This is a genomic window from Aurantiacibacter luteus (genome assembly GCF_001010945.1).
Lineage (GTDB): Bacteria > Pseudomonadota > Alphaproteobacteria > Sphingomonadales > Sphingomonadaceae > Alteraurantiacibacter > Alteraurantiacibacter luteus.
Genome location: NZ_LBHB01000003.1, coordinates 48,842 through 72,574 on the forward strand (window position 1 = coordinate 48,842; position 23,733 = coordinate 72,574).

General features: G+C 68.9%; 21 protein-coding genes. 15 read left to right on the forward strand and 6 right to left on the reverse strand.

From position 1 onward, the window contains the following. Positions 1–76: 76 nt before the first annotated feature. Both AAW00_RS11910 and AAW00_RS11915 read left to right on the forward strand, forming a co-directional pair. A complete protein-coding gene (locus AAW00_RS11910) occupies positions 77–991 on the forward strand; it encodes an alpha/beta fold hydrolase (protein WP_241461729.1) in 915 nt (304 codons plus the stop codon). After that, positions 991–2,091 carry an NAD(P)/FAD-dependent oxidoreductase gene (locus tag AAW00_RS11915; protein ID WP_047004674.1) on the forward strand — a complete coding sequence of 367 codons (1,101 nt, stop codon included), beginning with the start codon at positions 991–993 and terminating at the stop codon, positions 2,089–2,091. Before AAW00_RS11910 ends, AAW00_RS11915 begins: the two co-directional genes overlap by 1 nt. Here AAW00_RS11915 and rnhA read toward each other — a convergent pair. The 3 genes from rnhA to ispH are packed head-to-tail and all read right to left on the reverse strand — an operon-like array spanning position 2,088 to position 4,471. Beyond that, positions 2,088–2,522 (reverse strand): ribonuclease HI, encoded by a 435-nt coding sequence (rnhA, locus tag AAW00_RS11920; protein WP_047004675.1) that lies wholly within the window; start codon positions 2,520–2,522, stop codon positions 2,088–2,090. The genes AAW00_RS11915 and rnhA overlap by 4 nt on opposite strands. Then, positions 2,519–3,487, reverse strand: coding sequence for a homoserine kinase (gene thrB, locus AAW00_RS11925; RefSeq protein WP_047004676.1), 969 nt, complete (start codon positions 3,485–3,487; stop codon positions 2,519–2,521). The genes rnhA and thrB overlap by 4 nt, the downstream gene beginning before the upstream one ends. A 9-nt stretch (positions 3,488–3,496) precedes the next feature. Further along, positions 3,497–4,471, reverse strand: coding sequence for a 4-hydroxy-3-methylbut-2-enyl diphosphate reductase (ispH, locus tag AAW00_RS11930; RefSeq protein ID WP_047004677.1), 975 nt, complete (start codon positions 4,469–4,471; stop codon positions 3,497–3,499). Between the two features lie 76 nt (positions 4,472–4,547). Here ispH and AAW00_RS11935 point away from each other — a divergent pair, with 76 nt between their 5' ends. The 9 genes from AAW00_RS11935 to tatC all read left to right on the forward strand — a co-directional run bounded on the left by AAW00_RS11935 (position 4,548) and on the right by tatC (position 11,975). Continuing rightward, entirely contained in the window at positions 4,548–5,198 is a 651-nt protein-coding gene (locus AAW00_RS11935; protein ID WP_047004678.1) for a hypothetical protein, read from the forward strand. A 56-nt stretch (positions 5,199–5,254) separates the two neighbouring features. Next, entirely contained in the window at positions 5,255–7,003 is a 1,749-nt protein-coding gene (gene argS, locus AAW00_RS11940) for an arginine--tRNA ligase (RefSeq protein WP_047004679.1), read from the forward strand. A 4-nt stretch (positions 7,004–7,007) separates the two neighbouring features. Beyond that, a complete protein-coding gene (locus tag AAW00_RS11945) occupies positions 7,008–7,757 on the forward strand; it encodes an SPOR domain-containing protein (protein ID WP_052761927.1) in 750 nt (249 codons plus the stop codon). 108 nt (positions 7,758–7,865) lie between these two features. Then, a complete protein-coding gene (gene nagZ, locus AAW00_RS11950; RefSeq protein WP_047004680.1) occupies positions 7,866–8,885 on the forward strand; it encodes a beta-N-acetylhexosaminidase in 1,020 nt (339 codons plus the stop codon). Beyond that, positions 8,882–9,682, forward strand: coding sequence for a segregation and condensation protein A (locus tag AAW00_RS11955; protein ID WP_047004681.1), 801 nt, complete (start codon positions 8,882–8,884; stop codon positions 9,680–9,682). Before nagZ ends, AAW00_RS11955 begins: the two co-directional genes overlap by 4 nt. Next, positions 9,679–10,365: an SMC-Scp complex subunit ScpB gene (gene scpB, locus AAW00_RS11960; RefSeq protein ID WP_047004682.1), complete on the forward strand. Its 687-nt coding sequence runs from the start codon at positions 9,679–9,681 to the stop codon at positions 10,363–10,365. The genes AAW00_RS11955 and scpB overlap by 4 nt, the downstream gene beginning before the upstream one ends. Positions 10,366–10,398: 33 nt before the next feature. After that, positions 10,399–10,656 (forward strand): twin-arginine translocase TatA/TatE family subunit, encoded by a 258-nt coding sequence (gene tatA, locus AAW00_RS11965; protein ID WP_047004683.1) that lies wholly within the window; start codon positions 10,399–10,401, stop codon positions 10,654–10,656. Between the two features lie 21 nt (positions 10,657–10,677). Continuing rightward, positions 10,678–11,142 (forward strand): Sec-independent protein translocase protein TatB, encoded by a 465-nt coding sequence (gene tatB / locus AAW00_RS14690; protein WP_082125061.1) that lies wholly within the window; start codon positions 10,678–10,680, stop codon positions 11,140–11,142. Beyond that, positions 11,142–11,975 (forward strand): twin-arginine translocase subunit TatC, encoded by an 834-nt coding sequence (tatC, locus tag AAW00_RS11975; RefSeq protein WP_047004684.1) that lies wholly within the window; start codon positions 11,142–11,144, stop codon positions 11,973–11,975. Before tatB ends, tatC begins: the two co-directional genes overlap by 1 nt. A 79-nt stretch (positions 11,976–12,054) precedes the next feature. Here the strand turns inward: tatC and AAW00_RS11980 are convergent, their stop codons facing one another. The 3 genes from AAW00_RS11980 to AAW00_RS11990 all read right to left on the reverse strand — a co-directional run bounded on the left by AAW00_RS11980 (position 12,055) and on the right by AAW00_RS11990 (position 14,952). Next, the gene (locus AAW00_RS11980) at positions 12,055–12,294 is read right to left on the reverse strand and encodes a hypothetical protein (protein WP_047004685.1); all 240 of its coding nucleotides are present in this window, start codon (positions 12,292–12,294) and stop codon (positions 12,055–12,057) included. Positions 12,295–12,370: 76 nt separating this feature from the next. Further along, positions 12,371–14,062 (reverse strand): amidohydrolase, encoded by a 1,692-nt coding sequence (locus AAW00_RS11985; RefSeq protein WP_241461730.1) that lies wholly within the window; start codon positions 14,060–14,062, stop codon positions 12,371–12,373. Beyond that, positions 14,059–14,952: an NAD(P)-dependent oxidoreductase gene (locus tag AAW00_RS11990; protein WP_047004686.1), complete on the reverse strand. Its 894-nt coding sequence runs from the start codon at positions 14,950–14,952 to the stop codon at positions 14,059–14,061. The genes AAW00_RS11985 and AAW00_RS11990 overlap by 4 nt, the downstream gene beginning before the upstream one ends. A gap of 103 nt (positions 14,953–15,055) precedes the next feature. Between AAW00_RS11990 and AAW00_RS11995 the strand changes: the two genes are divergently transcribed. The 4 genes from AAW00_RS11995 to AAW00_RS12010 all read left to right on the forward strand — a co-directional run bounded on the left by AAW00_RS11995 (position 15,056) and on the right by AAW00_RS12010 (position 23,686). Further along, complete coding sequence (locus tag AAW00_RS11995; RefSeq protein ID WP_047004687.1) at positions 15,056–16,291, forward strand: threonine ammonia-lyase; 1,236 nt, start codon at positions 15,056–15,058, stop codon at positions 16,289–16,291. 162 nt (positions 16,292–16,453) lie between these two features. Continuing rightward, positions 16,454–17,308 carry an arginyltransferase gene (locus tag AAW00_RS12000; protein WP_047004688.1) on the forward strand — a complete coding sequence of 285 codons (855 nt, stop codon included), beginning with the start codon at positions 16,454–16,456 and terminating at the stop codon, positions 17,306–17,308. 13 nt (positions 17,309–17,321) lie between these two features. Further along, on the forward strand, positions 17,322–19,463 hold the full coding sequence (locus tag AAW00_RS12005) for an autotransporter assembly complex protein TamA (RefSeq protein WP_241461731.1): 2,142 nt from the start codon (positions 17,322–17,324) through the stop codon (positions 19,461–19,463). Beyond that, on the forward strand, positions 19,463–23,686 hold the full coding sequence (locus tag AAW00_RS12010; protein WP_052761928.1) for a translocation/assembly module TamB domain-containing protein: 4,224 nt from the start codon (positions 19,463–19,465) through the stop codon (positions 23,684–23,686). The genes AAW00_RS12005 and AAW00_RS12010 overlap by 1 nt, the downstream gene beginning before the upstream one ends. The last annotated feature ends 47 nt before the right edge of the window (positions 23,687–23,733 follow it).

Consider the following 23,733-nt stretch of genomic DNA (forward strand, 5'->3'; position numbering starts at 1 on the left):
GCAGGAGGTTGAAATTAGCCAACACACCGAAGCCGGGCAGGCCTCTTTCGACCGGCGTGCCATCCCGGCGGATGCCGTGGAGGGTAAATGGATCGCCGCCGACGGGCACGCGGTTCGCCGTATCGACTGGCCCGGGCCGACCGCAGGCACGCCCGTGCGCGGTTCGCTGCTGTTCATGGCCGGGCGCGGCGATGCCTACGAGAAGTACCTGGAGACGCTGGAGCACTGGCGACAGCAGGGCTGGCGGGTCAGCGCGGCGGACTGGCGCGGACAGGGCGGATCCGGCCGTTTCGGCACGGACGACACGACGGGTCATATCGGCAATTTTGCCGAATGGATCGCCGACCTTGCCGGTTTCTGGTCGGAATGGGCCGAGCAGGGCGAAGGGCCGCTGGTGCTGGTGGGCCACTCGATGGGCGGCCACCTGGTCATGCGCGCGGCGATCGAAAAGGTGCTGACGCCCCGGCCCGATGCGCTGGTGCTTTCCGCCCCCATGCTCGACACCTTTCCCGAGATGCTGCCGCTGCCGCTCAAGCGGGGCTTCTCGTGGCTGATGACGCGGCTCGGCGATCCGCGGCGTCCGGCATGGAAGATCTCCGAGCGCCCCGGCACCCGCGCCGGGATGCGTCGTACGCTGCTCACCCACGACGACGCGCGTTACGAGGACGAGCTGTGGTGGCGCGAGGCGCGGCCGGAATTAAGGCTCGGCCCCGGTAGCTGGGGCTGGGTGCGGAGTGCGGCGACCAGCAGCAGCGCGATGTTCCGGCGCGGGGCGCTGGAATCGGTCGACCTGCCCGTCTTCATCGTCGCCACCGATGCCGACCGGCTGGTCAGCCCGTCTGCCATTCGCGCGGCGCTTGCGCGCCTGCCCGATGCCGAGGCGCTGATCTTCGGCGCCGAGGCGCGGCACGAGGTGCTGCGCGAGGTCGACCCCGTGCGCGACCGGGCGCTGGCGGCGATTGACGCTTTCCTGACCGCGCGGCTGGGTTGATGGCGGAGCGCTTCGACGTGGTGATCGTGGGCGCCGGGATGGCGGGCGCGAGCTTGGCCGCCGAGCTCGCGCCCCATGCCGGCGTGCTGATCGTCGAGGCGGAGAGCCAGCCGGGTTATCACACCACCGGCCGCTCGGCGGCGTTCTACGAGGAATGCTACGGCGGCCCCGACGTGGTGCCGCTGACGCTGGCGAGCGGGCCGTACCTGCGCGAGCACGGCTTCCTCTCGCCTCGCGCCGGGCTCTATGTCGCGCGTGCCGGGCAGGGACAGGCGGTCGACGACTTCCTCGCCCGCTTCGCCGACGCCGGCGTTACCCTCGAGCGGCTTGACCGCGACGCGCTCGAGGCCAGGCTTCCCGGCGTGCGGGCCGACTGGACACAGGGCCTGCTCCAGCCGCATTGCGCCGATATCGACGTGGGCGGCCTGCACCAGCACTACCTCGCCGCCGCGCGCAGGGGCGGAGCAATGCTGCGCACCAATCACCGGCTCGCGGCAGCGGAGCGCGAGGGCGACGGGTGGCGGCTGGATTTCGGTCCTGCGGGAGAGGTGCGCGCGGCCGTACTCGTCGATGCTGCGGGAGCTTGGGCGGATCACGTGGCGCAAATGGCGGGCGCGCAGGCGCTCGGCGTGCAGCCCTATCGCCGCACGGTGATGCAACTGCGCACCGATCCCCTGCCCCCCGCCGACCTGCCCCTGGTTCTCGACCTCGGCGGCGAATTCTATTTCCGACCCGAGAATGGCCGCCTGTGGCTGAGCCCGCACGACGAGATACCCTCCGACCCATGCGATGCCGCGCCCGAGGAGATCGACGTGGCGCTGGCCATCGACCGCTTCGAGCAGGTGGTCGACTGGCGGATCGCGGCGCTCGAGCACAAGTGGGCCGGCCTGCGCAGCTTCGCGCCCGACCGCCTGCCGGTCTACGGCTTCGACGCGGCGGTGCCGGACTTCTTCTGGTTTGCCGGGCAGGGCGGCTACGGCATCCAGACCGCGCCCGCCGCAGCCCGGCTGGGCGCGCAATTGCTGCTCGGCCTGCCGCGCGACGCGATGACCGAGCGTCTCGACCCGCGCCTTTATACGCCGCAGCGCTTTGCGGGTTAGGCCGCAGCCTCCGCCGCGTCGCTCGCCAGCCGGTCGACGCGCTCGTTCTCGGGATGGCCGGAATGGCCCTTCACCCAGTGCCAGTGCACGGTGTGCGGGCGTGCGACCTCGATCAGGTCGTGCCAGAGATCGGCATTGCGGACCGGCTTCTTGCTGGCGTTGATCCAGCCCTTCTTCTGCCAGCCGTGGATCCACTTGGTCATGCCGTCGATAAGGTATCGGCTGTCGGTGTAGAGCGCGACCTCGCAGGGCTCGATCAGCGCGCCCAGCGCGCGGATCGCCGCGGTCATTTCCATGCGGTTGTTGGTCGTCTCGCCCTCGCCGCCCGACAGCTCCTTCTCGTGCCGACCCATGCGCAGCAGCGCGCCCCAGCCGCCGGGGCCGGGATTGCCCTTGCAGGCGCCGTCGGTGAAGATCTCCACCTGCTTCATGCGAATAGCCCCGCGCCGCCGCTGCGATAGGTTTCGAACCGGCGCACGAAATCCATCGGATCCTTGCGGGTGACGAGGGCGTCCGCCGGAGTGTCGAGCCAGTCGTGCGCGCGGCTGGAGACGAAGCGCAGGCACGCACCCTCGGCCAGCAGCGGCAGGGCCGCTCGCTCGGCGGGTTCGAGCGGGCGCACGCTCTCGTACCCGGCCATGAGGGCATCGCCCACCTCGGCGCGGTAGGTCGCCCCCTCGTCGGCAAAGCTCCAGGCGGCGTGTGTAACGGCAAGATCGTAGGCCATCGCGTCCTCGCAGGCGAAGTAGAAGTCGATCAGCCCGCTCACCTCGTCGCCGAGCATCAGGACGTTGTCGGGAAACAGATCGGAATGGATCACGCCGCGCGGCAGCCCCTGCGGCCACTCGGCGGCGACCCGAGCCGCCTCGTCCATCATTGCGGGCAGGCCTTCGCCGATCCCCCCGAGCGAGCCCTCACTGTGGCCCGAAAGCACCCGGGCGGAGGCGTCCGGGCCGAGATCGTTGGCGCGGCTCTGTCCGTAGGAGCGCGTGGCAAGGTGCATCCGCGCCAGCACCGCCCCGATCGCACGGGCCTGCGCCGGGGTCGGGCTGCCGACCGAGACGCCGGGCAGGAACTCGATCAGCGCCACCGCCTTGCCATCGATCTCGCGCGAGGCAGCGCCCGCGCGGTCGTGGATGGTGCGCGGCACGGGCAGGCCGGCGGCGGACAGGTGGTCGAGCAGGCCGAGAAAAAACGGCAGTTCGCCCACGTCGATCCGCCGTTCGTACATGGTCAGGATGAAGCGGTTGCCCTCGGCCCCGCCGGTGGTCTCGACCAGCCAGTTGGAATTGGACACGCCCTCGGCGATGCCCTTGGCGCTGACGAGGTCGCCGACATCGTACTGCGCGACGAGCGCGGCCAGCGTTTCCGCCGAGAGCCGGGTATAGACCGCCACCGGCGCTGCCTATTCGGTCAGCTGGCGGGGCAGCTTAAAAACCATCTTTTCCTCGGTGGTGACCACCGTTTGCTCGTCGATGGCGCGCCATTCGGCGAGCCGGTCGATCACCTCGCGCACCAGTACCTCGGGCGCGGAGGCTCCGGCGGTGACGCCCACCGTGCCCAGGCCATCGAGCCAAGCCGGGTCGATCTCGCTGGCACGCTGGATGAGCCTGGCATCGGTGCCCATGCGCTCGGCCACCTCGACCAGTCGCAGCGAATTCGACGAGTTGGGCGCGCCGATCACCAGCAGCAGGTCGCAGCTTCCCGCCATCGCCTTGACGGCGGCCTGGCGGTTGGACGTCGCGTAGCAGATGTCCTCGGCCTTGGGCGCGACGATCTGCGGATAACGCGCCATCAGCGCGGCAACGATCTCGGCGGTATCGTCGACCGAGAGGGTGGTCTGGGTAAGGAACGAGAGTTCGTCGTCCTGCGTGAATGGCAGCCGGGCCACGTCCTCGACCGTCTCGACCAGCGTGATGTGCCCCTCGGGCACCTGGCCCATCGTGCCGATGACCTCGGGATGGCCATCGTGGCCAATGAACAGGATGTGCTGCCCCTTCTCGATCTGGCGTTCGGCCTGGCGGTGGACCTTGCTGACGAGCGGGCAGGTGGCATCGAGATAGATCATCTCGCGCCGCTCCGCCTCGGCCGGCACGGACTTGGGCACGCCGTGTGCGCTGAACACGACCGGCGCGTCGGCGGGCACCTCGTCGAGCTCCTCGACGAAGATTGCACCCTTGGCCCGCAATCCGTCGACCACGAAGCGGTTGTGCACGATTTCGTGCCGCACGTAGACCGGCGCGCCGTAGCGTTCGAGCGCGCGCTCGACGATCTCGATGGCACGGTCCACTCCCGCGCAGAAACCGCGCGGCGCGGCGATCAGCACGGTCAGCGGCAGCTTGCGCTGGCCTGCGGCAGGGTCCTGAAAGGGGGCGTTCATGCGGGCCTCTCTAGCTGTTGTGGCCGCTGGGCGAAAGGGCTAGGGGCTGCTCTTCCATGTGGATCAAGGAATGGGAATGAACGCGCGGATTGCAATGATGGCTGCCCTCGGCAGTGCCGCTCTTCTGGCCGGATGCAAGAAGGACGGCGATATCGTGGTCGACCAGGGCGTGGGCATCACCGCGCTGCGTTCGGTCTGCCCGGCGGTCGGCATTGCCGATTACACCGGCGACGTGACCACCTTCTCCCCCGCCGACGCGCGCACGGCCGATGCGCTGGACGTGACCGCCGCGATCACCAACGTGCGCTCCACCTGCAACGACCAGGGCGCGCTGGTCTATACCGACGCCACGTTCGACGTCGTCGGCGTGCGCCGCAACACCGCGGGCGCGCGCACCGTGCAGCTGCCCTATTTCTCGACCGTGATGCGGGGCGGGAACACCGTGGTCGCCAAGCGGGTGGGCACCGTCACGCTGAACTTCGCCGACGGCCAGGCGCGCGCGCAGGCGAGCGGCCGCGCGGGATCCTACGTCGACCGGGCCGAGGCGACGATCCCCGAGGATATCCGCCAGCGCATCACCGCGCGCCGCCGCGCGGGTGACGAGACGGCGGCGATCGATCCGCTGACCCAGCCCGACGTGCGCGCCGCCGTGGCGCGAGCGACCTTCGACCTGCTGATCGGCTTCCAGCTGACCGAGGACCAGCTGCGCTACAACGCGACGCGGTAGGCCGGGCCAGCCAAGGGCGCTTTCGCAACGGCGGCAAACGCGCTAACCGCGCGCCCATGCCTCAGCACCACACCCTCTACGCCGCCTTTGCCGACCGGATCGACGCCGTCCTGACCGCCCTCGAGCACGAGGGCGTGCTGCCGCCCGGTACGCCGCGCGGCAACGTCAGCGTGGAGCCGCCGCGCGACCCGGCCCACGGCGATCTCGCCACCAACGCCGCCATGGTGCTGGCCAAGCCCGCCGCCACCAATCCGCGCGCACTGGCGGGAAAGATCGTCGGCCACCTCGAAAAGGACCCGCTGATCGCCGGCGCCGAGATCGCCGGCCCCGGCTTCATCAACCTGCGTCTCGCACCGGGCAACTGGACGAACGAACTGCACGCCATCGCCGAGATGGGCGCGGATTACGGCAAATCCGGCATGGGCGAGGGCCGGCGCGTGAACATCGAGTACGTCTCCGCCAACCCCACCGGCCCGATGCACATGGGTCACTGCCGCGGCGCCGTGGTGGGCGACGCGCTGGCCAGCCTGCTCGAATACGCGGGCCACGAGGTGGTGCGCGAATACTACGTCAACGATGCCGGCGGACAGGTCGACACGCTCGCCCGCTCGGCGCACCTGCGCTACCGCGAGGCGCTGGGCGAGGACGTGGGCGCCATCCCCGAGGGCTATTATCCCGGCGACTACCTCGTGCCCGTGGGCAAGGCGGCGGCGGAAGAATTCGGCGACCGCTTCCAGGCCGCGCCCGAGGCCGAATGGCTGCCGATCTTCCGCGCCTTTGCCGTCGAGCGCATGATGGACATGATCCGCGCCGACCTGAAGCTGCTCGGCATCGAGCACGACGTCTTCTCCTCCGAGGCCGCTTTGCAGGCGGCGGGCAAGCCCGAGGCCGCCGAGGCCTGGCTGCGCGCGCACGACCTCGTCTACGACGGCGTGCTCGAAGCGCCCAAGGGCAAGGAGCCGCCGGAGGACTGGGAGCCGACCCAGCTGCCGCTGTTCCGCAGCACGAGATTCGGCGACGACCAGGATCGCCCGATCCGCAAGTCTGACGGCAAGTGGACCTATTTCGGTGCCGACCTTGCCTACCACATGCAAAAGGCCGAAGGCGCGGACGAGCTGATCGACATCTGGGGCGCGGACCATGCCGGCACGGTCAAGCGCATCAAGGCCGCCGTCGCCGCGCTTTCCGAGGGGGAAGGCAAGGCAATCCCGTTCGACGTGAAGCTGGTGCAGATGGTGCAACTGCTGCGCGACGGCGAGCCGGCCAAGATGTCCAAGCGCAGCGGCAACTTCGTCACCATCGCCGACATGGTGGAGGAAGTGGGCAAGGACGTCGTCCGCTTCTCCATGCTGACCCGCAAGCCGGAAGCGCAGATGGACTTCGACTTCGCCAAGGTGGTGGAGGAGAGCAAGGACAACCCGGTCTTCTACGTCCAGTATGCCCACGCGCGGATCAGCTCGATCCTGCGCAAGGGCGCGGAAGAAGGCTTCGCGCCGTCGGCCGACAACCTGGGCCTGCTGGGCGAGGACGACATGGCGCTGGTCAAGCGCGCGGCGCAGTTCCCGCGCGAGGTGGAGATGGCCGCCCGCACGCGCGAGCCGCATCGCATCGCCTTCTACCTCGCCGACCTCGCGGGCGACCTCCACGCCTTCTGGAACCTCGGTAACGCCGACACGCAAAAGCGGTTCATCGTGGCACAGGACGCCGCCCTGACCGGGGCGAGACTTTTCCTCGCGGCCCGGATCGGGCAGGTAATTCGTAACGGCCTCGCGCTATTGGGGGTCGAGGCGGTCGAGGAACTGTAGAGCTATGACGAACCCGGGCGACAAGGACGACTTTCCGCCGCTGGACCACGACGAGGGGTCCCTCGGGGAAGGCGACTTCGCCGATGCCGGGACCGAGTGGGACGACGACGGCCAGCTCGCGCTCGCCGACGATGACGAACAGCTCCCCTGGCTCGAAGCCGACGATTACGAGGACGAGGGCGGCTTCGACTGGCGCATCGTCGTCTATGCGCTGTTCGGCCTCGCCGTGGTGGCCCTCTTGCTGGGCGCGGTGTGGTACTTCACCCGCGACAAGGCCGATCCCGAGCTGATGCCCGACGGCAGCACCATCGAGGCGCCCGAGGAGGCGTACAAGGAACGGCCCGAGAATCCCGGTGGGGCCGAGGTGGCCGGCACCGGCGACCAAGCCTTCGAGGTGGCCGAGGGCCAGTCGACCCGCGGCATCATCGGCGACGAGGGCGAGGTTCGCCCCTCGATCGACCGCGACCAGGGGGAGGATGCCCCGGCACCCGACGCCAGTGCCACGGCGACTGCTTCCGGCAGCGAGGTCTACGTGCAGATCGGCGCCTTCGGCAGCCGCGCCGATGCCGATGCAGCATGGGCCACGGCCACCTCGCGCTATCCCGCGCTGTCGGGCATGCGCCACCGTGTGCTCGAGGGCGAGGTCAACGGCGCGACGGTGTTCCGCCTGCAGGCCGTGGCCGCCAGCCGCGACGCGGGCGAAGCGACCTGTCGCTCGATCCGCAACGCGGGCGGAGACTGCTACATCCGCTAGTCCGGGTGCGGGCGACTCGGCTCGCCGCGTGGCCGGGGCGTTTTCCCCCGCGGGCAGGGCGCAAACCCTTGCCCGCGGCTCGGGACTTGTGCGAATCCTCTCAGTCCGATGACGCCCGCGATCTTCAGCCTTTCCGGACCCAAGCTGACCGCGAAGGAGCGTGCGCTGTTCCGGCGCGCCGACCCGGCGGGCTACATCCTGTTCGGCCGCAATATCGAGGACCGCGAGCAGCTGCGCGCGCTGACCGATTCCCTGCGCGACCTGCACGGGCGCAGCGACCTGCTCATCTCGATCGACCAGGAGGGCGGGCGCGTCTCGCGCATGAAGCCGCCCGTGTGGGACAGCTATCCGCCGCAGGGCCAGTTCGCCGCGCTCTACGACATCGCCCCCGCCAGTGCCATCGAGGCGGCGCGCTGCAACGCACAGGCCATCGCCCTCGACCTCGCCGAGGTCGGCATCACCGTCGACTATCTGCCGTTGCTCGACCTGCCGGTGGAGGGCGCGCACGACGTGATCGGCGACCGCGCGCTGGGCCGCGAGCCGATGCAGGTGGCCGCGCTGGGGCGCGCGGTGCTCGATGGCCTCGCGCGCGGCGGCGTGGTCGGCTGCATCAAGCACATGCCGGGCCACGGCCGCGCGACGGTCGACAGCCACAAGAGCCTGCCGCTGGTCGAGGCGAGCGACGATGAGCTGGCCGCGGACATCGCGCCCTTCCAGCGCCTGGCCGATGCCCCGATGGCGATGAGCGCGCACATCCGCTTCACCGCCTGGGATGCCGACAACCCCGCCACGCTGTCCGAAAAGGTCATCGGCGAGATCATCCGCAAGCGCATCGGGTTCGGCGGCCTTCTACTCACCGACGATATCGACATGGAAGCGCTCGACGGCAGCATCGCCGAGCGTTCGGAGCGGGCGATTGCCGCGGGCTGCGACCTGGTGCTAAACTGCTGGGCCCGGATTGACGACATGGCGGCGACCGCCGAACGCCTGCCCGTCATCACCGGGGCGGCCGCCATGCGGCTCGACCGGGCGATGCAGGGGGCGGGCAAGGTCGCCGATGGCCCGCCGCGCGCCGAGCTAGTGGCGAAGCGCGATGCCCTGCTCGAAGCCGCCAGGGCAGCGGCGTGAACGAGGCTGACCTCGTCGGTGCCGCCGGGGCCGATGGCGACGAATGGACCGGCCCTGCCGGCGCGCCGCCCGACGATGCCGCCCTCTACCTCGAACTCGACGGATGGGAGGGGCCGCTCGACCTGCTGCTCGACCTCGCGCGGCGGCAGAAGGTGGACCTGCGCGAGATCTCCATCCTCGCGCTGGTCGACCAGTATATCGCCTATATAGAGCGAGCCGAAGCGCTTCGGCTGGAGGTTGCCGCCGATTACCTGGTGATGGCGGCCTGGCTCGCCTACCTCAAGTCCGCGCTGCTGCTCCCGCGCGAGGAGCAGGAGGATCCGAGCCCCGAGGAACTGGCCCTGCGCCTGCAACTGCGGCTGCAACGCCTCGGCGCCATGCGCGAGGCGGGTGCCCGGCTGATGGGCCGCGACCGGCTGGGCCGCGACGTCTTTTCGCGCGGCGCGCCCGAGGGGCTGAAGGTGCTGCGCAAGAACCAGTGGCAGTGCGACTGGTACCAGCTCGTGCGCGCCTACGGGCAGGTCAAGCTGCGGACCGAGCCGGTGGTTCACATGGTCGCCGACCGGCCGGTGATGACGCTCGATTCAGCAATCCAGCGCGTCTCCGCCATGCTCGGCGTGACGGTGGAATGGCTGGACATTCGCCGCTTCCTGCCCGCCGATGCCGACCCGCGCCTCAGGAAGAGCGCACTCGCCTCCAGCTTCCTCGCCGCGCTCGAACTGGCGCGGCTGGGCAAGGCGGAGATACGCCAGGACGAGGTGTTCGGCCCGCTCGAACTGCGGCGGGTGGCGGCTTGACGAGCCGCGTCTCCGATCTCGCGCGGGCGGTGGAGGCCTGCCTTTTCGCCGCCGAGGAGCCGATGACGCGCGAGCAGATATCCGCGCATCTCGGCGATGCCGACGTTGCCGAGGCGCTGGCCGAGCTGCGCGCCGCCTATGCCGGGCGCGGCATCGAACTGATCGAGCACGGCAAGCGCTGGCATTTCCGCACCGCGCCCGATCTCGCCCACCTGCTGCGGCGCGAGAAGGAACAGGCCCGCCGCCTGTCGCGCGCGGCGACGGAAGTGCTCGCGATCATCGCCTATCACGAACCCGTCAGCCGCGCCGAGATCGAGGCGATCCGCGGCGTGCAGACCAGCGCGGGCACGCTCGACGTGCTGATGGAGGCGGGCTGGGTGCGCGCCGCGGGCCGCCGCGAGGTGCCCGGCCGCCCCGTGATCTACGCCACCACGCCCGATTTCCTCGTCCACTTCGGCCTCGAATCGCGCAAGGACCTGCCGGGGCTCGACGAACTCAAGGCCGCCGGCCTGCTCGATCCCGTCGACGATGCCTACGACGAGATGGTGGCGCAAAAGGAAGATCAGCTCGCCGCCGCCGCCGCTGCCGAGGCCGATGCAGCGGCGGACGTAGCCGAGGCGGAGGAACGACTGTATGAGTCCGCTGGCGTACAAGCGCTGGAAAATCCCGACAACAGCGCCTAGATCGGTCCATCAAGGCAATTCGAGGAACATCCCATGCAGCCCGGTATCTGGCAGATCCTGATCGTCGCCATCGTCGTCCTCGTCCTGTTCGGGCGCGGGCGCATCTCCGAGATGATGGGAGACTTCGGCAAGGGCATCAGCAGCTTCAAGCAGGGCATGAACGAGGAGACGCGCAAGCCCTCCGAGAGCAGCGCCCGGATCGAGCCGCCGGCCTCGGCGCCAGCCTCGTCGGCTGCGCCCGCCTCGACCGAAAGCGGCGAAGTCTCGCCGGTCGACCGTACCGCCAATTGATCCCGCCTCGGGGGCCCAGCAATGTTCGACATCGGCTGGACCGAGATCCTCCTCGTGGCGGTGGTCGCGGTCCTGGTGATCGGGCCCAAGGACATGCCGCTGGCGCTGCGGACCGCGGGCCGCTGGATCGGCAAGATGCGCAAGCTCTCCGGTCACTTCCGCTCCGGTCTCGACGCGATGGTGCGCGAGGCCGAGCTGGAGGACATGGAGAAGAAGTGGAAGGCGCAGAACGAGAAGATCATGCGCGAACATCCCGATGGCGCCCCTGCCGAAGCCGCGGCCATGGAGCCGACCGGCGCCTATCCTCCCGCACGCGCCGCCGCGCTGCAGGAGATGAGCGAGCGCGACGCGGAGATTATCGCGGCAAAGAAGGCGGCTGCCGCCGAGGATGAGGCGCGGATGGCGGCCATGGTTGAGGCGCCGGGCCTGTCGCCAGCCAATTCGACCGCCACACCGCCTGCCGAGGCATCGGACAAGCCCGACTGATGGCGTTCAAGATTTCCGACCTCGACGACACACAGTCGCCGCTGCTCGATCACCTGATCGAGCTGCGCGGAAGGCTGGTGAAGGCCGTGCTCGCCTTCCTCGTCGCCTTCGCCATCTGCTTCTATTTTGCCGACATCATCTTCGGCTGGCTGGTGCGCCCGCTGACGCAGGCGTTTCCTGCGGGACAGGGCCAGCTGATCTACACGCGGCTTTACGAGGCGTTTTTCGTCGAGGTGAAGGTGGCACTGTTCGCGGCCTTCTTCCTCGCCTTTCCGATCATCGCCAACCAGCTTTGGGCCTTCGTCGCGCCGGGCCTCTATGCCAAGGAAAAGCGCGCCTTCCTGCCATTCCTGATCGCGACGCCGGTGCTGTTTACGATGGGCGGGGCGCTGGCCTATTTCGTGGTCATGCCGCTGGCCTTTACCTGGTTCCTCGGCTTCCAGGGCGAGGCGGGCGGGTTGCAGGCGCAGGCGCTGCCGGCGATGGGCGATTACCTCGACCTGGTGATGCGCTTCATTCTCGCCTTCGGGGTGAGTTTCCTGCTCCCTGTGCTGCTGTTGCTGCTCAACCGCGCGGGGCTGGTCAGCCGGGAGCAGCTCGTGTCCGCGCGGCGCTATGTCATCGTAGCGATCTTCGCCGTGGCGGCCGTCATCACCCCGCCAGACGTCATCTCCCAGATCATGCTCGCAGTGCCGCTGCTCGTCCTGTTCGAGGGATCGCTGCTGCTGATGAAACGCGAGGAAAAGCGCGCGGCGGACGGACGCGCGGAGCAAGAGAACGGGACTGGCGGTGAAACGTCGGCCGTCGTTTCCGCGTCGGAACCGACCGAATAACTTCGAAGCCCCGCGACAAGCCAAAAAAAAACGGGGACCCGAAGGACCCCGTTTTCAAATTCGGCTTGTCGCCAACCTGTTACGGGCTGGTCGGCAGATCCTCATTGTCGTCACCGCCGACAGCGATGATGATACCGGCGATGATCGCGGCCAGCGCAAGCAGGCCGATGAGCACACCGCCGCCATTGCCGCCACGCATCTGCTCGGCATTCTGTTCGACCTGGGCCGGAGCGCGCGTAGCGTCGACCGATTGCGCCAGGACGGGCGTCGCCACCAGCGCGCTGGCTGCGGCAAGCGCGGTCATCGTCTTCTTCATCATCTGCACCTTCCCATTTGAATCGTAATCGTCGGTTAGCCCTATCGCAGGCCAATGACAATTGCGAACTAAAAATTCGTTAGCGACCGACAGGTCTATCCACCAGTGGACTGGCGATTTCAGAGTCATAGACCCTTTGACCGGCAATCCAAGTCTCCAGAACACGGATCTGGCGCAGTTGTTCCGGGCTGCCGTTCAGCGGGTCGGCGGAAAGCAGCACGAAGTCCGCGCGCTCACCCGGGACAAGGCGACCGAAGCGCCCGTCCGCGAAGCCCGCCCATGCGGCACCGGCGGTATAGGCGGCCAGCGCCTGTTCGCGGGTGACGGTCTGTTCCGGGTGCCAGCCGCCGAAGGGCTCGCCCGCGGCATCGGTACGGCTGATCGCGGCTGCGAGCCCGGCGAGCGGATCGACAGGCTCTACCGGCGAATCGGTGCCGAAGGCGAGATGCGCGCCGTTCTGCAGCATGGTGCGCCAGGCATAGGCGCCCGCCAGGCGCTCCTCGCCCAGCCGCGCCTCGGCCATCGTGCGGTCGGAGGTCTGGTGGACGGGCTGCATCGAGGCGACGATGTCGTGGCGGCCGAACCGCGGCAGGTCCGCCGGATCGACGACCTGCGCGTGCTCGATGCGCCAGCGCCGGTCGCCGCCGTAGTCGCCCGACAGCTCCTCGATGGCGTCGAGCGCCTCGGCATTGGCGGCATCGCCGATGGCGTGGATGGCGACCTGGAAATCGTCGAGCGCAGCGCGGCTGATGAGGTTGCGCAGTTGCGTGCCGTTCATCAGCGCGAGGCCGCGATTGCCGCGCGCGTCGGCATAGTCGGCCTTCAGCAGCGCCCCGCGCGAGCCGAGCGCGCCGTCGAGATAGAGTTTGACCCCGTTCAGTCGCAGCCGGTCGTCGTAGAGCCACTGGGTCGGCCCCGGCCCGCCGATGGTGAGCATCGAGGGCACCGAATCGGCGTAGGACATGATCCGCATCCTGAGCCACCCGGCATCGCCCGCGCGGCGGAAGCTCATCCAGTCGTCGATGGTGGTGCCCATGTCGGCCACCGCGGTCACGCCGTTTTCCAGCAGGATGGCCTGAGCGTTGTAGAGCGCGAGGTCGCGGTCTTCGGGCAGCGGCGGCGGCACGGCATCGGCGACGAGGCTCATCGCCCCGTCGACCAGCACGCCCGCGGGCGCGCGGCCCCCGGCACGGCGTTCGATGCGGCCGCCTGCCGGGTCGGGCGTGGCGGCGACGACATTTCCCGCCGTAAGAGCGAGCGAGTTGGCCCAGCCCGCGTGGCCGTCCACCCGTTCCAGCCAGACCGGCCGGTCGGAGACGACGGCGTCGAGCTCGGCGGCGGTGGGGAAGCGGTCGAGACCCCAGCGCTCCTGGTTCCAGCCGCGCCCGATGATCCAAGGCCGCTCCGGGTTGGCGGCGGCATAGGTGGCGATGCGCACCAGCGCGTCTTCGAGAGTGTTGGTCTCGGACAGGTCGAGCGTCAGCGTGCCGAGGCCGAGGCCCATGACGTGCATGTGCGCGTCGATGAAGCCCGGCACCATGACGCGGCCCTCGCCATCGACGCGGTAGTCGATCTCGCGCGTGGGCCGGTCGCCACGGTCAAGCAGTTCCGAGATGCGCCCCTGCTCGTCCACCACAAGCCCGGCAAAGCGGTCGACGCGGCCCTCGGCGTCTATGGAGATGCCCTCGACGTTGTCGATCCAGGTATCGGCCAGCGCGGCACCGGGGAGGGCGAGCAGCGCTGCGGCGCCGGCGAACAGGGCGAATTTCACTGCGATTTTCCTTCCGGGAGATGTCGGATCAGCGCGCTGGTATCCTGCCGCGCTCCGCCCATGGCCTGCACCTGGGCATAGAACTGGTCGACGAGCGCCGCGGTCGGCAGCGAGAGGCCGAGGTCGCGCCCCTCGGCGAGCGCGATGGCGAGGTCCTTGCGCATCCAGTCGATGGCGAAGCCGAAATCGAATTCGCCCCTCACCATCGTCTGCCACCGGTTCTCCATCTGCCAGCTCTGCGCCGCGCCGCCCGAGATCGCCTCGAGCACCTTGTCGGTATCGACGCCGCTCGCCTGCGCCAGCCGCACGCCTTCCGAAAGCCCTGCAAGCACGCCCGCGATGCACAGCTGGTTAACCGCCTTGCAGGTCTGCCCCGCGCCCGCCTCGCCGATGTGCACGATCCGCGCGGCGTAGGCCTGCAGGATCGGGGTCGCGGTCTCCATCGCCTGCTTGGAGCCGCCGCACATGATGGCGAGCTTGCCATTTTCCGCGCCCGCCTGCCCGCCGCTGACCGGGGCATCGACGAAATCGACATTCTGCTGGATCGCGGCATCGTGCAATTCGCGGGCGAGGGCGGGGGAGACGGTGGTGTGGTCGATGAACAGCGCGGGATCGCCCATCGCCATCAGCGCGCCGTTCTCGCCCAGCATGACCTCCGCCACATCGTCGTCGTTGCCGAGACAGGCCATCACCACGTCGCATCCGGCGACCGCCTTTCGCACAGTGGGGGCGATGGCGACGTCCAATCCCTCGTCCGCCAGCCTGGCCTGCCAGGCTTCGGCCCGGCAGGCGGTGCGGTTGTAACCGGTGACTTCGTGACCCGCTCTGGCGAGGTGGCCGGCCATCGGCGCACCCATTACGCCCAAGCCAAGAAATGCGATCTTGCTCATAGGGCGGGTCGATGCCGACAAAGCGCGCCAAAGGCAATCTTTGCCGCGGCGTAGGCAATGGCTATTCCTATGCCCGGCCCCCCGCGCTAGGCCCCCGGGCGTTATGGACCAACCGACCAGCCTCGCCCCGCAGCTCGATCTCGCCACCATCCGCGCGGCGGCGGACCGCATTGCCGGCGCCGTTGTCCGCACGCCGACCATGCATTCGATCACGCTGTCGAAGATCACCGGCGCCGATATCTGGCTGAAATTCGAAAATCAGCAGTTCACCGCCGCCTACAAGGAGCGCGGCGCGCTCAACGCCCTGTTGCAGCTGTCCGACGAGCAGCGCGCGCGCGGTGTTATCGCGGCCTCGGCGGGCAACCATTCGCAGGGCCTCAGCTACCACGGCACCCGGCTCGGCGTGCCCGTCCACATCGTCATGCCGCGCACCACCCCCGCGGTGAAGATCATGCAAACCGAGGCGGTCGGCGGGCAGGTGGTGCTGGAGGGGGAGACCTTCGACGAGGCCAGCGCCCACGCGCGCAAGCTGGAGGCGGAGATGGGCCTCACCTTCGTCCACCCGTTCGACGATCCGCACGTGGCCGCCGGGCAGGGCACCGTGGCGCTCGAACTGTTCGAGGACGCACCGCATCTCGACTGCATCGTGGTGCCGATCGGCGGCGGCGGGCTCATCAGCGGCATGGCGACGGTGGCCAAGGCACAGGCGTCGCCGGTCGAAGTGGTCGGGGTCGAAGCGCGGCTGTTTCCCAGCTCCTATAACGCCTTTCACGGCGAGGACCTGCCCTTCGGCGGCGACACGCTGGCAGAGGGCATCGCGGTGAAGGAGCCGGGCAAGTTCACCCAGGCAGTGATCGACGCCGTGGTGGACGACATCCTGCTGGTCGACGAACCGCGACTGGAAACCGCGGTCAGCCTGCTGTTGCAGATCGAGAAGACCGTAGTGGAAGGTGCGGGGGCGGCGGGGCTGGCGGCGGTGCTTGCCTATCCCGAGCGGTTCGCGGGCAAGTCCGTCGGCCTGGTGCTGTGCGGCGGCAACATCGATACCCGGCTGCTGGCCAACGTGCTGTTGCGCGACCTGGCGCGTTCTGGCCGGCTGGCGCGGCTCAGGATCACCCTGCAGGATCGCCCCGGCGCGCTGTTCAAGGTGATGGCCGAGTTCGACCGCCACGGTGTCAACATCATCGAGATCTACCACCAGCGTATCTTTACCCACCTGCCTGCCAAGGGGCTGGTGACCGACATCGAGTGCGAGGCGCGCGACCGTGGGCAGATCGAAGCGCTGATCGCCTCGCTGGCCGCGAAGGGCTACCAGGTGAGCGCGGTCGAACTCAACTGACCCGCTTTGGCCCATTAACTTCCATCGCGGCAGCCACTTGTGGAAATATTCTCCAATTGCCGCATCTTTTGTGGTTAACATGGTTCAACCGGACGATTCCCTCGTGCCATGAGGGCGTGTCCGTTCCGGACGCCTGACAGAGACAGAGGATCGCCCAGCGCAGTGACGGCTCCCGTTCGTTTTCCCCGGTTCTTCGTGACGAGCCCTGCGCCGTGCCCCTATCTTCCGGGCAAGACGGAGCGCAAGGTGTTCACCGAACTGCGCGGCCCTCATGCAGAGCAGCTGAACGATGCGCTCGGCCGCATCGGTTTTCGCCGCAGCCAGACCGTTGCCTATCGCCCCTCGTGCGCCGATTGCCGGGCCTGCGTGTCGGTGCGCGTGGCGGTGCGCGATTTCCGCCCTTCCAGCTCGCAGAAGCGCAACCTCAAGCGCAACGACGATCTCGTCAGCGCGGAATGCCGACCCTGGGCCACGGCGGAACAGTTCGAACTGTTGCAGAAATATCTCGAAGCGCGCCATCCCGGCGGGGGCATGGCGGCGATGGACGAGGTCGATTTCGCCGACATGGTCGAACACACCAGCGTATCGAGCTTTGTCGTTGAATATCGGGAAAGTTCTGGCAATGGTGGGGCGGGTCGTCTGGTCGCGGCGTGTCTGATGGACCGGCAGGGTGACGGGTTGTCGATGATATACTCGTTCTACGACCCGGAGTGTAAGGATCGTAGCGGGCTTGGGACCTACGTCATTCTCGACCATATTCGCCGCGCTGGTGCGGCCGCGCTGCCCTATGTCTATCTCGGCTATTGGGTCGAGGGGGCCGAGCGGATGCAGTACAAGGTCCGCTTCCGCCCGCTCGAAAGGCTCGGACCCGACGGCTGGCGGCGCATGTCCGATGCCGAACAGGATGCCCTCATCCGCCGAGCCGCAGCCCGCGACGGGGTGGAACGCGTCCCTGCGCCCGACGGCGGATCGAAGGACAACACCCCCGGTTTGCAGGCCGAATACAAGCTCACCTGACGCCATCCGCGCCTTGGCCTGCCGCTCCACCGCGCTCGCCGCCGCGCTGGCGCTCGCCGCCCAGCCGCTGCTGGTTGAGACGGCCCGCGCGCAGGACCGGCAGGACACGCCGAGCCTCGAGGACCTGATCCCCGATAGCGCGGTCGAAGACCCCGAGGCATGGGCGGCGCAGGGCACCTCCGCCGAGGCGCAGGCCGAGGAAGATACCGCGCTGCCGCTCGATCCCGACGCGCCGCTCGACGAGAACCTGGTATCCATCCCCTGGCCCGAGCAGATCGACCTGCCCGAACTCGGGCCGCTGGAGCCCGATGCCGAGCCGGTCGAGTTCGTCACCTTCGAGGAGGAAATCCCGCCGCTCCCGATGGGCAGCGAGGAGCGCATATCGGACGAGCTGATCCTGGTATTCCCGAGCGAAAATTCGCTGTTCCCCGAACGCGACGAGTTCCTCGACAGGTTCAAGGCGCTCTCGACCATCGAGGACCTCGACGACGACGACAACATCGCCCGCCTCGCCGTGCAGGCGCGCAGCGACCAGGCGCTTTTGGAAGAGATGTTGCGCGTCTACGGCTATTATGACGCGCAGGTCATCCGTTCCGTCGGCAACGTCGTGGCGGAGGAAGAGCAGGACCTCGAGCGTCCGGCGGCGCGCTTCGATGTCATCCCCGGCGCACGTTACACCATCGGCGCGGTGGACCTCGGCAATCTCGCCGCGGCGGGCGACGACTACGAGATGCTGCGGCAGACCTTCGAGGTCTTTCCCGGCGACCCGATCTCGCTCGACGACATCAAGACCGAGCAGGCGGATCTCGACGTGGCGCTGGGCGAAAACGGTTTCCCCTTCGCCGCCATCGAGGAGCCCGAACTGCTCGTCGACCACGCGCGGGTGGAGGGCGACCTCACCATGGCAGTGGAGCCGGGCGGGCAGTACAACTTCGGCGTCGTTACTTCGAACCTGCCGGACTTCCTCTCCGGCGATCACCTTAGCGACATCGCGCGCTGGGATCCCGGCGACATCTACCAGCGCAGCGACGAGATGGACCTGCGCCGGGCGATTCTGGCGACCGGCATCGTCGGCTCCGTGCAGCTGACCCCGGTGGTGGTGGAGGAGCCGGTCGGCGACCAGCCGGGCACGGTCAACATCGCCGCCGAACTGACTGAGGCGCCGCTGCGCACGCTGGCAGGCAACATCGGCTTCGGCACCGAGGAAGGCATCCGCGTCGAGGCGATGTGGGAACACCGCAACCTGTTCCCGCCCGAAGGGCTGCTGCGCCTGCGTGGCATCGCCGGCACGCAGGAACAGCTCGCCGGCATTACCTTCCGCAAGAACAACTTCGGCGGGCGCGACCGCATCCTGACGGTCGACGCCTTTGCCAGCACTATCGACTACGACCTTTACGATGCGCGCACCGTCTCGCTGGTGGCCAATTTCGAGCGGCTTAGTACGTTGTTGTTCCAGAAGGAATTCAGCTGGTCGGCCGGCCTCGAACTCGTCGCCTCGCAGGAGAGCGAAGTCGATATCGACGGCAATCCGCTGCGGCGCGAGACCTACTTCGTCGCCGCCCTGCCGCTCTTCGCGCAGATCGACCAGTCGGACGATCTGCTCGACCCGACGCGCGGCTTCCGCGCATCGCTGCGCCTCTCGCCAGAGGCATCGGACAACGAGGGCGTGCAGAGCTTCTACGTCCGCAGCCAGGCGGACGCGAGCTACTACCAGTCCATCGGCGAGAGCACCGTGCTAGCGGGCCGTGTGCGCCTCGCAAGCATTCCGGGCGCAGAGCTTGAAGGCATCGCCCCTTCGCGCAGGCTTTATGCGGGTGGCGGGGGGTCGGTGCGCGGCTATGGTTATCGCTCGATTGGCCCGGTCAACGACTTCGGCATTCCCACGGGCGGTCGCAGCCTGGTCGAACTGAGCGCCGAGGCGCGCATCCGCACCGGCTTCCTCGACGGCGCGGTCAGCGTGGTGCCCTTCATCGATGCGGGCTCGGTCAGCGAGGGGCAGACGCCGGACTTTGGTACCATCAAGATCGGCGCGGGCGTGGGCGTGCGCTATGCCACCGGCTTCGGCCCGCTGCGCCTCGATGTCGCGGTGCCGCTGAACCGAGGCCCCAACGACAGCTGGGTGGCGGTCTACGTCGCGCTGGGGCAGGCCTTCTGATGGCAGGCGAGGCGACAGCGGACGAGACGGTGGTGGTGGAGGATGCTCCGGCGCATCGCCGCCGCAGCGTGCCGCGCATCATCGCCAAGACCGTGGGCTGGATTCTGCTCGGGATCGTCGGCGTGTTCGTGCTCGCCGTCGCATTTCTCCACACCCCGCCCGGCCGCCAGTTCATTGTCGACGAGATCGCCAAGGTCGCACCCGCATCGGGCCTCAGCGTCGAGGTGGGCAGCATCGAGGGCTCGGTGCTGTGGAGTTCCACCTTGCACGACGTGAAGCTGCGCGATGCCAACGGCACGCTGTTCCTCGAAATCCCCACGGTTGACCTCAACTGGCGACCCATCAACTGGTTCTTCGGCGGGCTCGACGTGCGCCACCTCGTCGCCACCGACGCGGTTCTCTACGCCATCCCGGAGCTGACTCCGGGCGATCCCGACGCGCCGATCCTGCCCGATTTCGACATCAGCGTGGATCGGTTCGTGATCGACAACATGACCGTGGCCGAAGGATTGCTGGGCGAGGAGCGGACGATCGACTTCTCCGCCGAGGCGCAGATCCGCGACGGGCTGGTCTTCCTCGATTCGCAGGGCGTGTTCGAGGGCGGCGACGCCTTTACCGCGCTGGTCAACGCCGAGCCCGACGGCAATCGCTTCGACCTCGATTTCGACTGGCGCGCGCCTGCAGGCGGTTTCCTTGCGACGATGGTGGGGGCCGAGGAAAGCCTCGCCGTCACGCTGAAAGGCGACGGCACCTGGACCTCCTGGGCGGGCGACTTCCTCGCTGTGCAGGGCGGCACCAGCCGTATCGCCGACTTCGACGTCTATAACGAGAGCGGCACCTACCGCATCGTCGGTAGCGCGCGGCCCGGCGGCTTCGTCGAGGGCCTGCCCGCCCGCGCGCTTGGAGAACTCGTCCAGCTGAGCGCGACCGGGACGCTGGAGGCCAGCGTGCTGGAAGGCGAATTCACCCTGCGCGGGCAGGGCGTGAATGCCGACGGTTCCGGCGCCATCGACCTAGCCGACAACGCCTTCGATGGCGTCGAGCTGCGCGCGCAATTGCTCGACGAAACCCTGTTCTCCGAGGACGTGTCGCTCAGCGGCGCGGAGATCGACCTCACGCTCGACGGGCCGTTCCGCGAACTGGTGATCCCCCACACCCTGCGCGTGGCGGAAATAGACGCGGGCGGCACGATTTTGACCGATGTCGCCCAGCGCGGCACGCTGACCTACGACGGCACGCGCTTCGTGGTGCCGGTCGATGCGACGGTCGGCCGCGTGGTCAGCGGCAACGAGCTGTTCGATCCGCGCCTCGTCAACGGCACCATCGCGGGCACGCTCGTCTATGCCGGCAGCGAGATCCTGTCGGACAATCTCGCCGTCCGCTTCCAGGGATTGCAAGGCCGGTTGGGGCTAAACAGCAATCTCGAGACCGGGCTCACCCGCGTGACCGGGCCGATCAACATCGCCGACCTGCCGTTCGACGGTTTCGGCACGGTGGACGCAGGCGCGCGGATCGACTTCGCCATCGGCGGCGGTGCGCCCTGGCGGCTCGATGCCGAGGTCATGGGCAGGCTCGACCGGGTTACCAACGAGACGCTGACCAACCTCGCGGGCAGCAACATCCGCTTCGACGGCGGGCTGTCGCTGGGCGGGACGAGCCCGCTCGCGTTCCGCAACTTCAACGTCAACGCCAGCAAGCTGACGGCGCGGCTGGACGGGCGGGTGGAGGAAGGCCGCACCACGCTCGCGGGCTCCGGCCGGCACGTCGATTACGGCCCCTTCACGGTCGAGGCCGCCATCGCCGCCGACGGCCCCCGCGCCACGCTGGTCTTCGCCGATCCGCTGCCGTCCGCAGGCCTCTCCAACGTGCGCGTCACCCTCGCGCCGACCGACAACGGGTTCGAGATCGAGACCAGCGGCGGATCGCTGCTCGGGCCGTTCGACGGGCTGCTCTACCTGAACATCGCCGCCAATGGCGACACCACCATCGACATCTCGCGCCTCGATGTGGCCGAGACGCGGGTGGAGGGCCTGCTGCGGCTGGTCGAGGGCGGCGTGGCGGGCGATCTCGCCCTCTCGCGCGGCGGTATCGACGGCACCATCGCGCTCGCCGTGCGCGGCGGCGGGCAAGGCTTCGACATCGACCTGACCGCGCAGGACGCGCGCTTCGGTGGCGCGACCCCGCTCATCATCGCGCGCGGCCGGCTCGATGCAAGCGGGGTCATCGCCGAGGGCAACACCACCGTCACCGGCAACGCCAGCCTACAGGGGCTGCAGTACGGCCAGATCTTCATCGGCCGCCTTGCCGCGCGCGCCGAGGTCGTCAACGGCACCGGCCACTTCGACGCTGCGCTGACCGGGCGGCGCGGCAGCCGGTTCGAACTGCTCGTCAACGGCGATGCAACGCCCGACCGGATCGCGGTGGCGCTCGACGGTTCCTACGACGGGCGCGACATCACCATGCCGCGCCGCGCGGTGCTGACCAGGCTCGCCGACGGCGGGTGGGAGCTGCAGCGCACGCAGATCGGCTTCGGCGACGGCTTCGTGCAGGCCAGCGGCCGCTTCGGTGGCAGCCAGCCGGCGCAGGGCAACGTCAGCCTCGCGAACCTGCCGCTCGACATCTCCGACGTGCTGGCGGGTGAGCTGGGCGTGGGCGGCACCATGTCGGGCACGATCGACTTCGCCGGCGGAGCGAACGGCCTGCCGACGGGCGAGGCGCGGCTGCGGATCGATGACTTCACCCGCTCGAGCGCGCTCCTCTCCTCGCGCCCGCTCGACGTGGCGCTGGTGGCGAACCTGTCGGAAACCCAGCTTCAGGCGCGCGCCGTCCTGTCCGACGGGCAGGGCGCGCAGGGGCGGCTGCAGGCGCGCATCGCCAACCTGCCGCAGTCGGGCGCGCTGACCGAGCGGCTCTATCGCGGCAACCTGGTGGGCCAGCTGCGCTACAACGGCGATGCCTCCGCACTGTGGCGACTGGCGGCCATCGACCTGCTCGATATCACCGGTCCGCTCACCGTGGCTGCCGACGTGACCGGCACGCTGGGCGATCCGCAGCTGCGCGGCTCGCTGCAAGGCGATGCCCTGCGGGTCAGGAGCGCGCTGACCGGCACCGACGTGACCGGGGTGCGGGCGCGCGGGCGCTTCACCGGGCCGCGCTTCAACCTCACCAGCTTTGCCGGCACCGCGCCCAATGGCGGGCGGGTGTCGGGCAGCGGTTTCGTGGACCTCGGCGGCATCACCGCCGAGCGCGGGCCGCAGATGGACATTCGCCTCGCCGCGGTGAACGCCGAGATCATGGACCTGGCCAACATGGGCGCGACGGTGACGGGCCCGATGCGCATCGTTTCGAGCGGCGTGGGCGGCACCATCGCCGGGCGGCTGCGCGCGAACGAGGCGCGCTGGCGGCTGGGCGGCGCGGCGGAAGCCATCGCCTCGCTGCCGCGTGTCCGCACCCGCGAAATCAACGCTCCTGCCGACCGGGCCCCCGCCCGCGCCGCCAGCGCGCCGTGGCGCTACCTCATCGACGTGAACGCGCCCGGCGGCATCATGGTCGACGGCATGGGGCTGGAGAGCGAGTGGCGCACCGACAACCTGCAGATCCGCGGCACCACCGACGATCCGCGGCTCGATGGAAACGTCGAGGTCGTGCCGCGGCAGGGCAGCTACTCCTTCGCCGGGGTCCGCTTCGAGCTGACCCGGGGCGAAATCTTCTTCGACCAGAACGTGCCGATCGATCCGCGCATCGACCTTCTGGCGGAAACCGAGGTGGACAACCTCAGCGTCTCGGTCGCGGTGCGCGGCAACGCCAGCCAGCCCGACATCACCTTCTCCTCCATCCCGGCCCTGCCGGAGGAAGAGCTGCTGGCGCGGCTGCTGTTCGGCGGATCGATCACCAACCTCTCGGCCACCGATGCCCTGCAATTGGGCGCGGCGGTGGCTTCCTTACGCGGTGGAAGCGGAGTCGGCCCGATCAACCAGTTGCGCGATGCCATCGGTCTCGACCGGCTGCGCATCGTCCCCGCCGACCCGGCGCTGGACCGCGGCACGGCCATCGCGCTGGGCAAGAACTTCGGCCGCCGCTTCTACGTCGAGATCATCACCGACGGCGCTGGCTATTCGGCCACCAACGGCGAGTTCCGAGTGACCAGCTGGCTCAACCTGCTGGCGACGATCAGCACCATCGGGCGGCACAGCGTGGCGGCCGAATACCGGCGCGATTACTGAACGGACCCGTGCCGAGCAGGCACGAAAAAGGGGAGCGGCCCGGCGGG

What these genes read in the sequence shown, in the direction of transcription:
- AAW00_RS11915 (WP_047004674.1), top strand. Translation starts at nt 991, where the DNA reads ATGGCGGAGCGCTTCGACGTGGTGATCGTGGGCGCCGGGATGGCGGGC.
- rnhA (WP_047004675.1), bottom strand. Translation starts at nt 2,522, where the DNA reads ATGAAGCAGGTGGAGATCTTCACCGACGGCGCCTGCAAGGGCAATCCC.
- ispH (WP_047004677.1), bottom strand. Translation starts at nt 4,471, where the DNA reads ATGAACGCCCCCTTTCAGGACCCTGCCGCAGGCCAGCGCAAGCTGCCG.
- AAW00_RS11935 (WP_047004678.1), top strand. Translation starts at nt 4,548, where the DNA reads ATGAACGCGCGGATTGCAATGATGGCTGCCCTCGGCAGTGCCGCTCTT.
- argS (WP_047004679.1), top strand. Translation starts at nt 5,255, where the DNA reads ATGCCTCAGCACCACACCCTCTACGCCGCCTTTGCCGACCGGATCGAC.
- AAW00_RS11945 (WP_052761927.1), top strand. Translation starts at nt 7,008, where the DNA reads ATGACGAACCCGGGCGACAAGGACGACTTTCCGCCGCTGGACCACGAC.
- nagZ (WP_047004680.1), top strand. Translation starts at nt 7,866, where the DNA reads ATGACGCCCGCGATCTTCAGCCTTTCCGGACCCAAGCTGACCGCGAAG.
- tatA (WP_047004683.1), top strand. Translation starts at nt 10,399, where the DNA reads ATGCAGCCCGGTATCTGGCAGATCCTGATCGTCGCCATCGTCGTCCTC.
- tatB (WP_082125061.1), top strand. Translation starts at nt 10,678, where the DNA reads ATGTTCGACATCGGCTGGACCGAGATCCTCCTCGTGGCGGTGGTCGCG.
- tatC (WP_047004684.1), top strand. Translation starts at nt 11,142, where the DNA reads ATGGCGTTCAAGATTTCCGACCTCGACGACACACAGTCGCCGCTGCTC.
- AAW00_RS11980 (WP_047004685.1), bottom strand. Translation starts at nt 12,294, where the DNA reads ATGATGAAGAAGACGATGACCGCGCTTGCCGCAGCCAGCGCGCTGGTG.
- AAW00_RS11990 (WP_047004686.1), bottom strand. Translation starts at nt 14,952, where the DNA reads ATGAGCAAGATCGCATTTCTTGGCTTGGGCGTAATGGGTGCGCCGATG.
- AAW00_RS11995 (WP_047004687.1), top strand. Translation starts at nt 15,056, where the DNA reads ATGGACCAACCGACCAGCCTCGCCCCGCAGCTCGATCTCGCCACCATC.
- AAW00_RS12010 (WP_052761928.1), top strand. Translation starts at nt 19,463, where the DNA reads ATGGCAGGCGAGGCGACAGCGGACGAGACGGTGGTGGTGGAGGATGCT.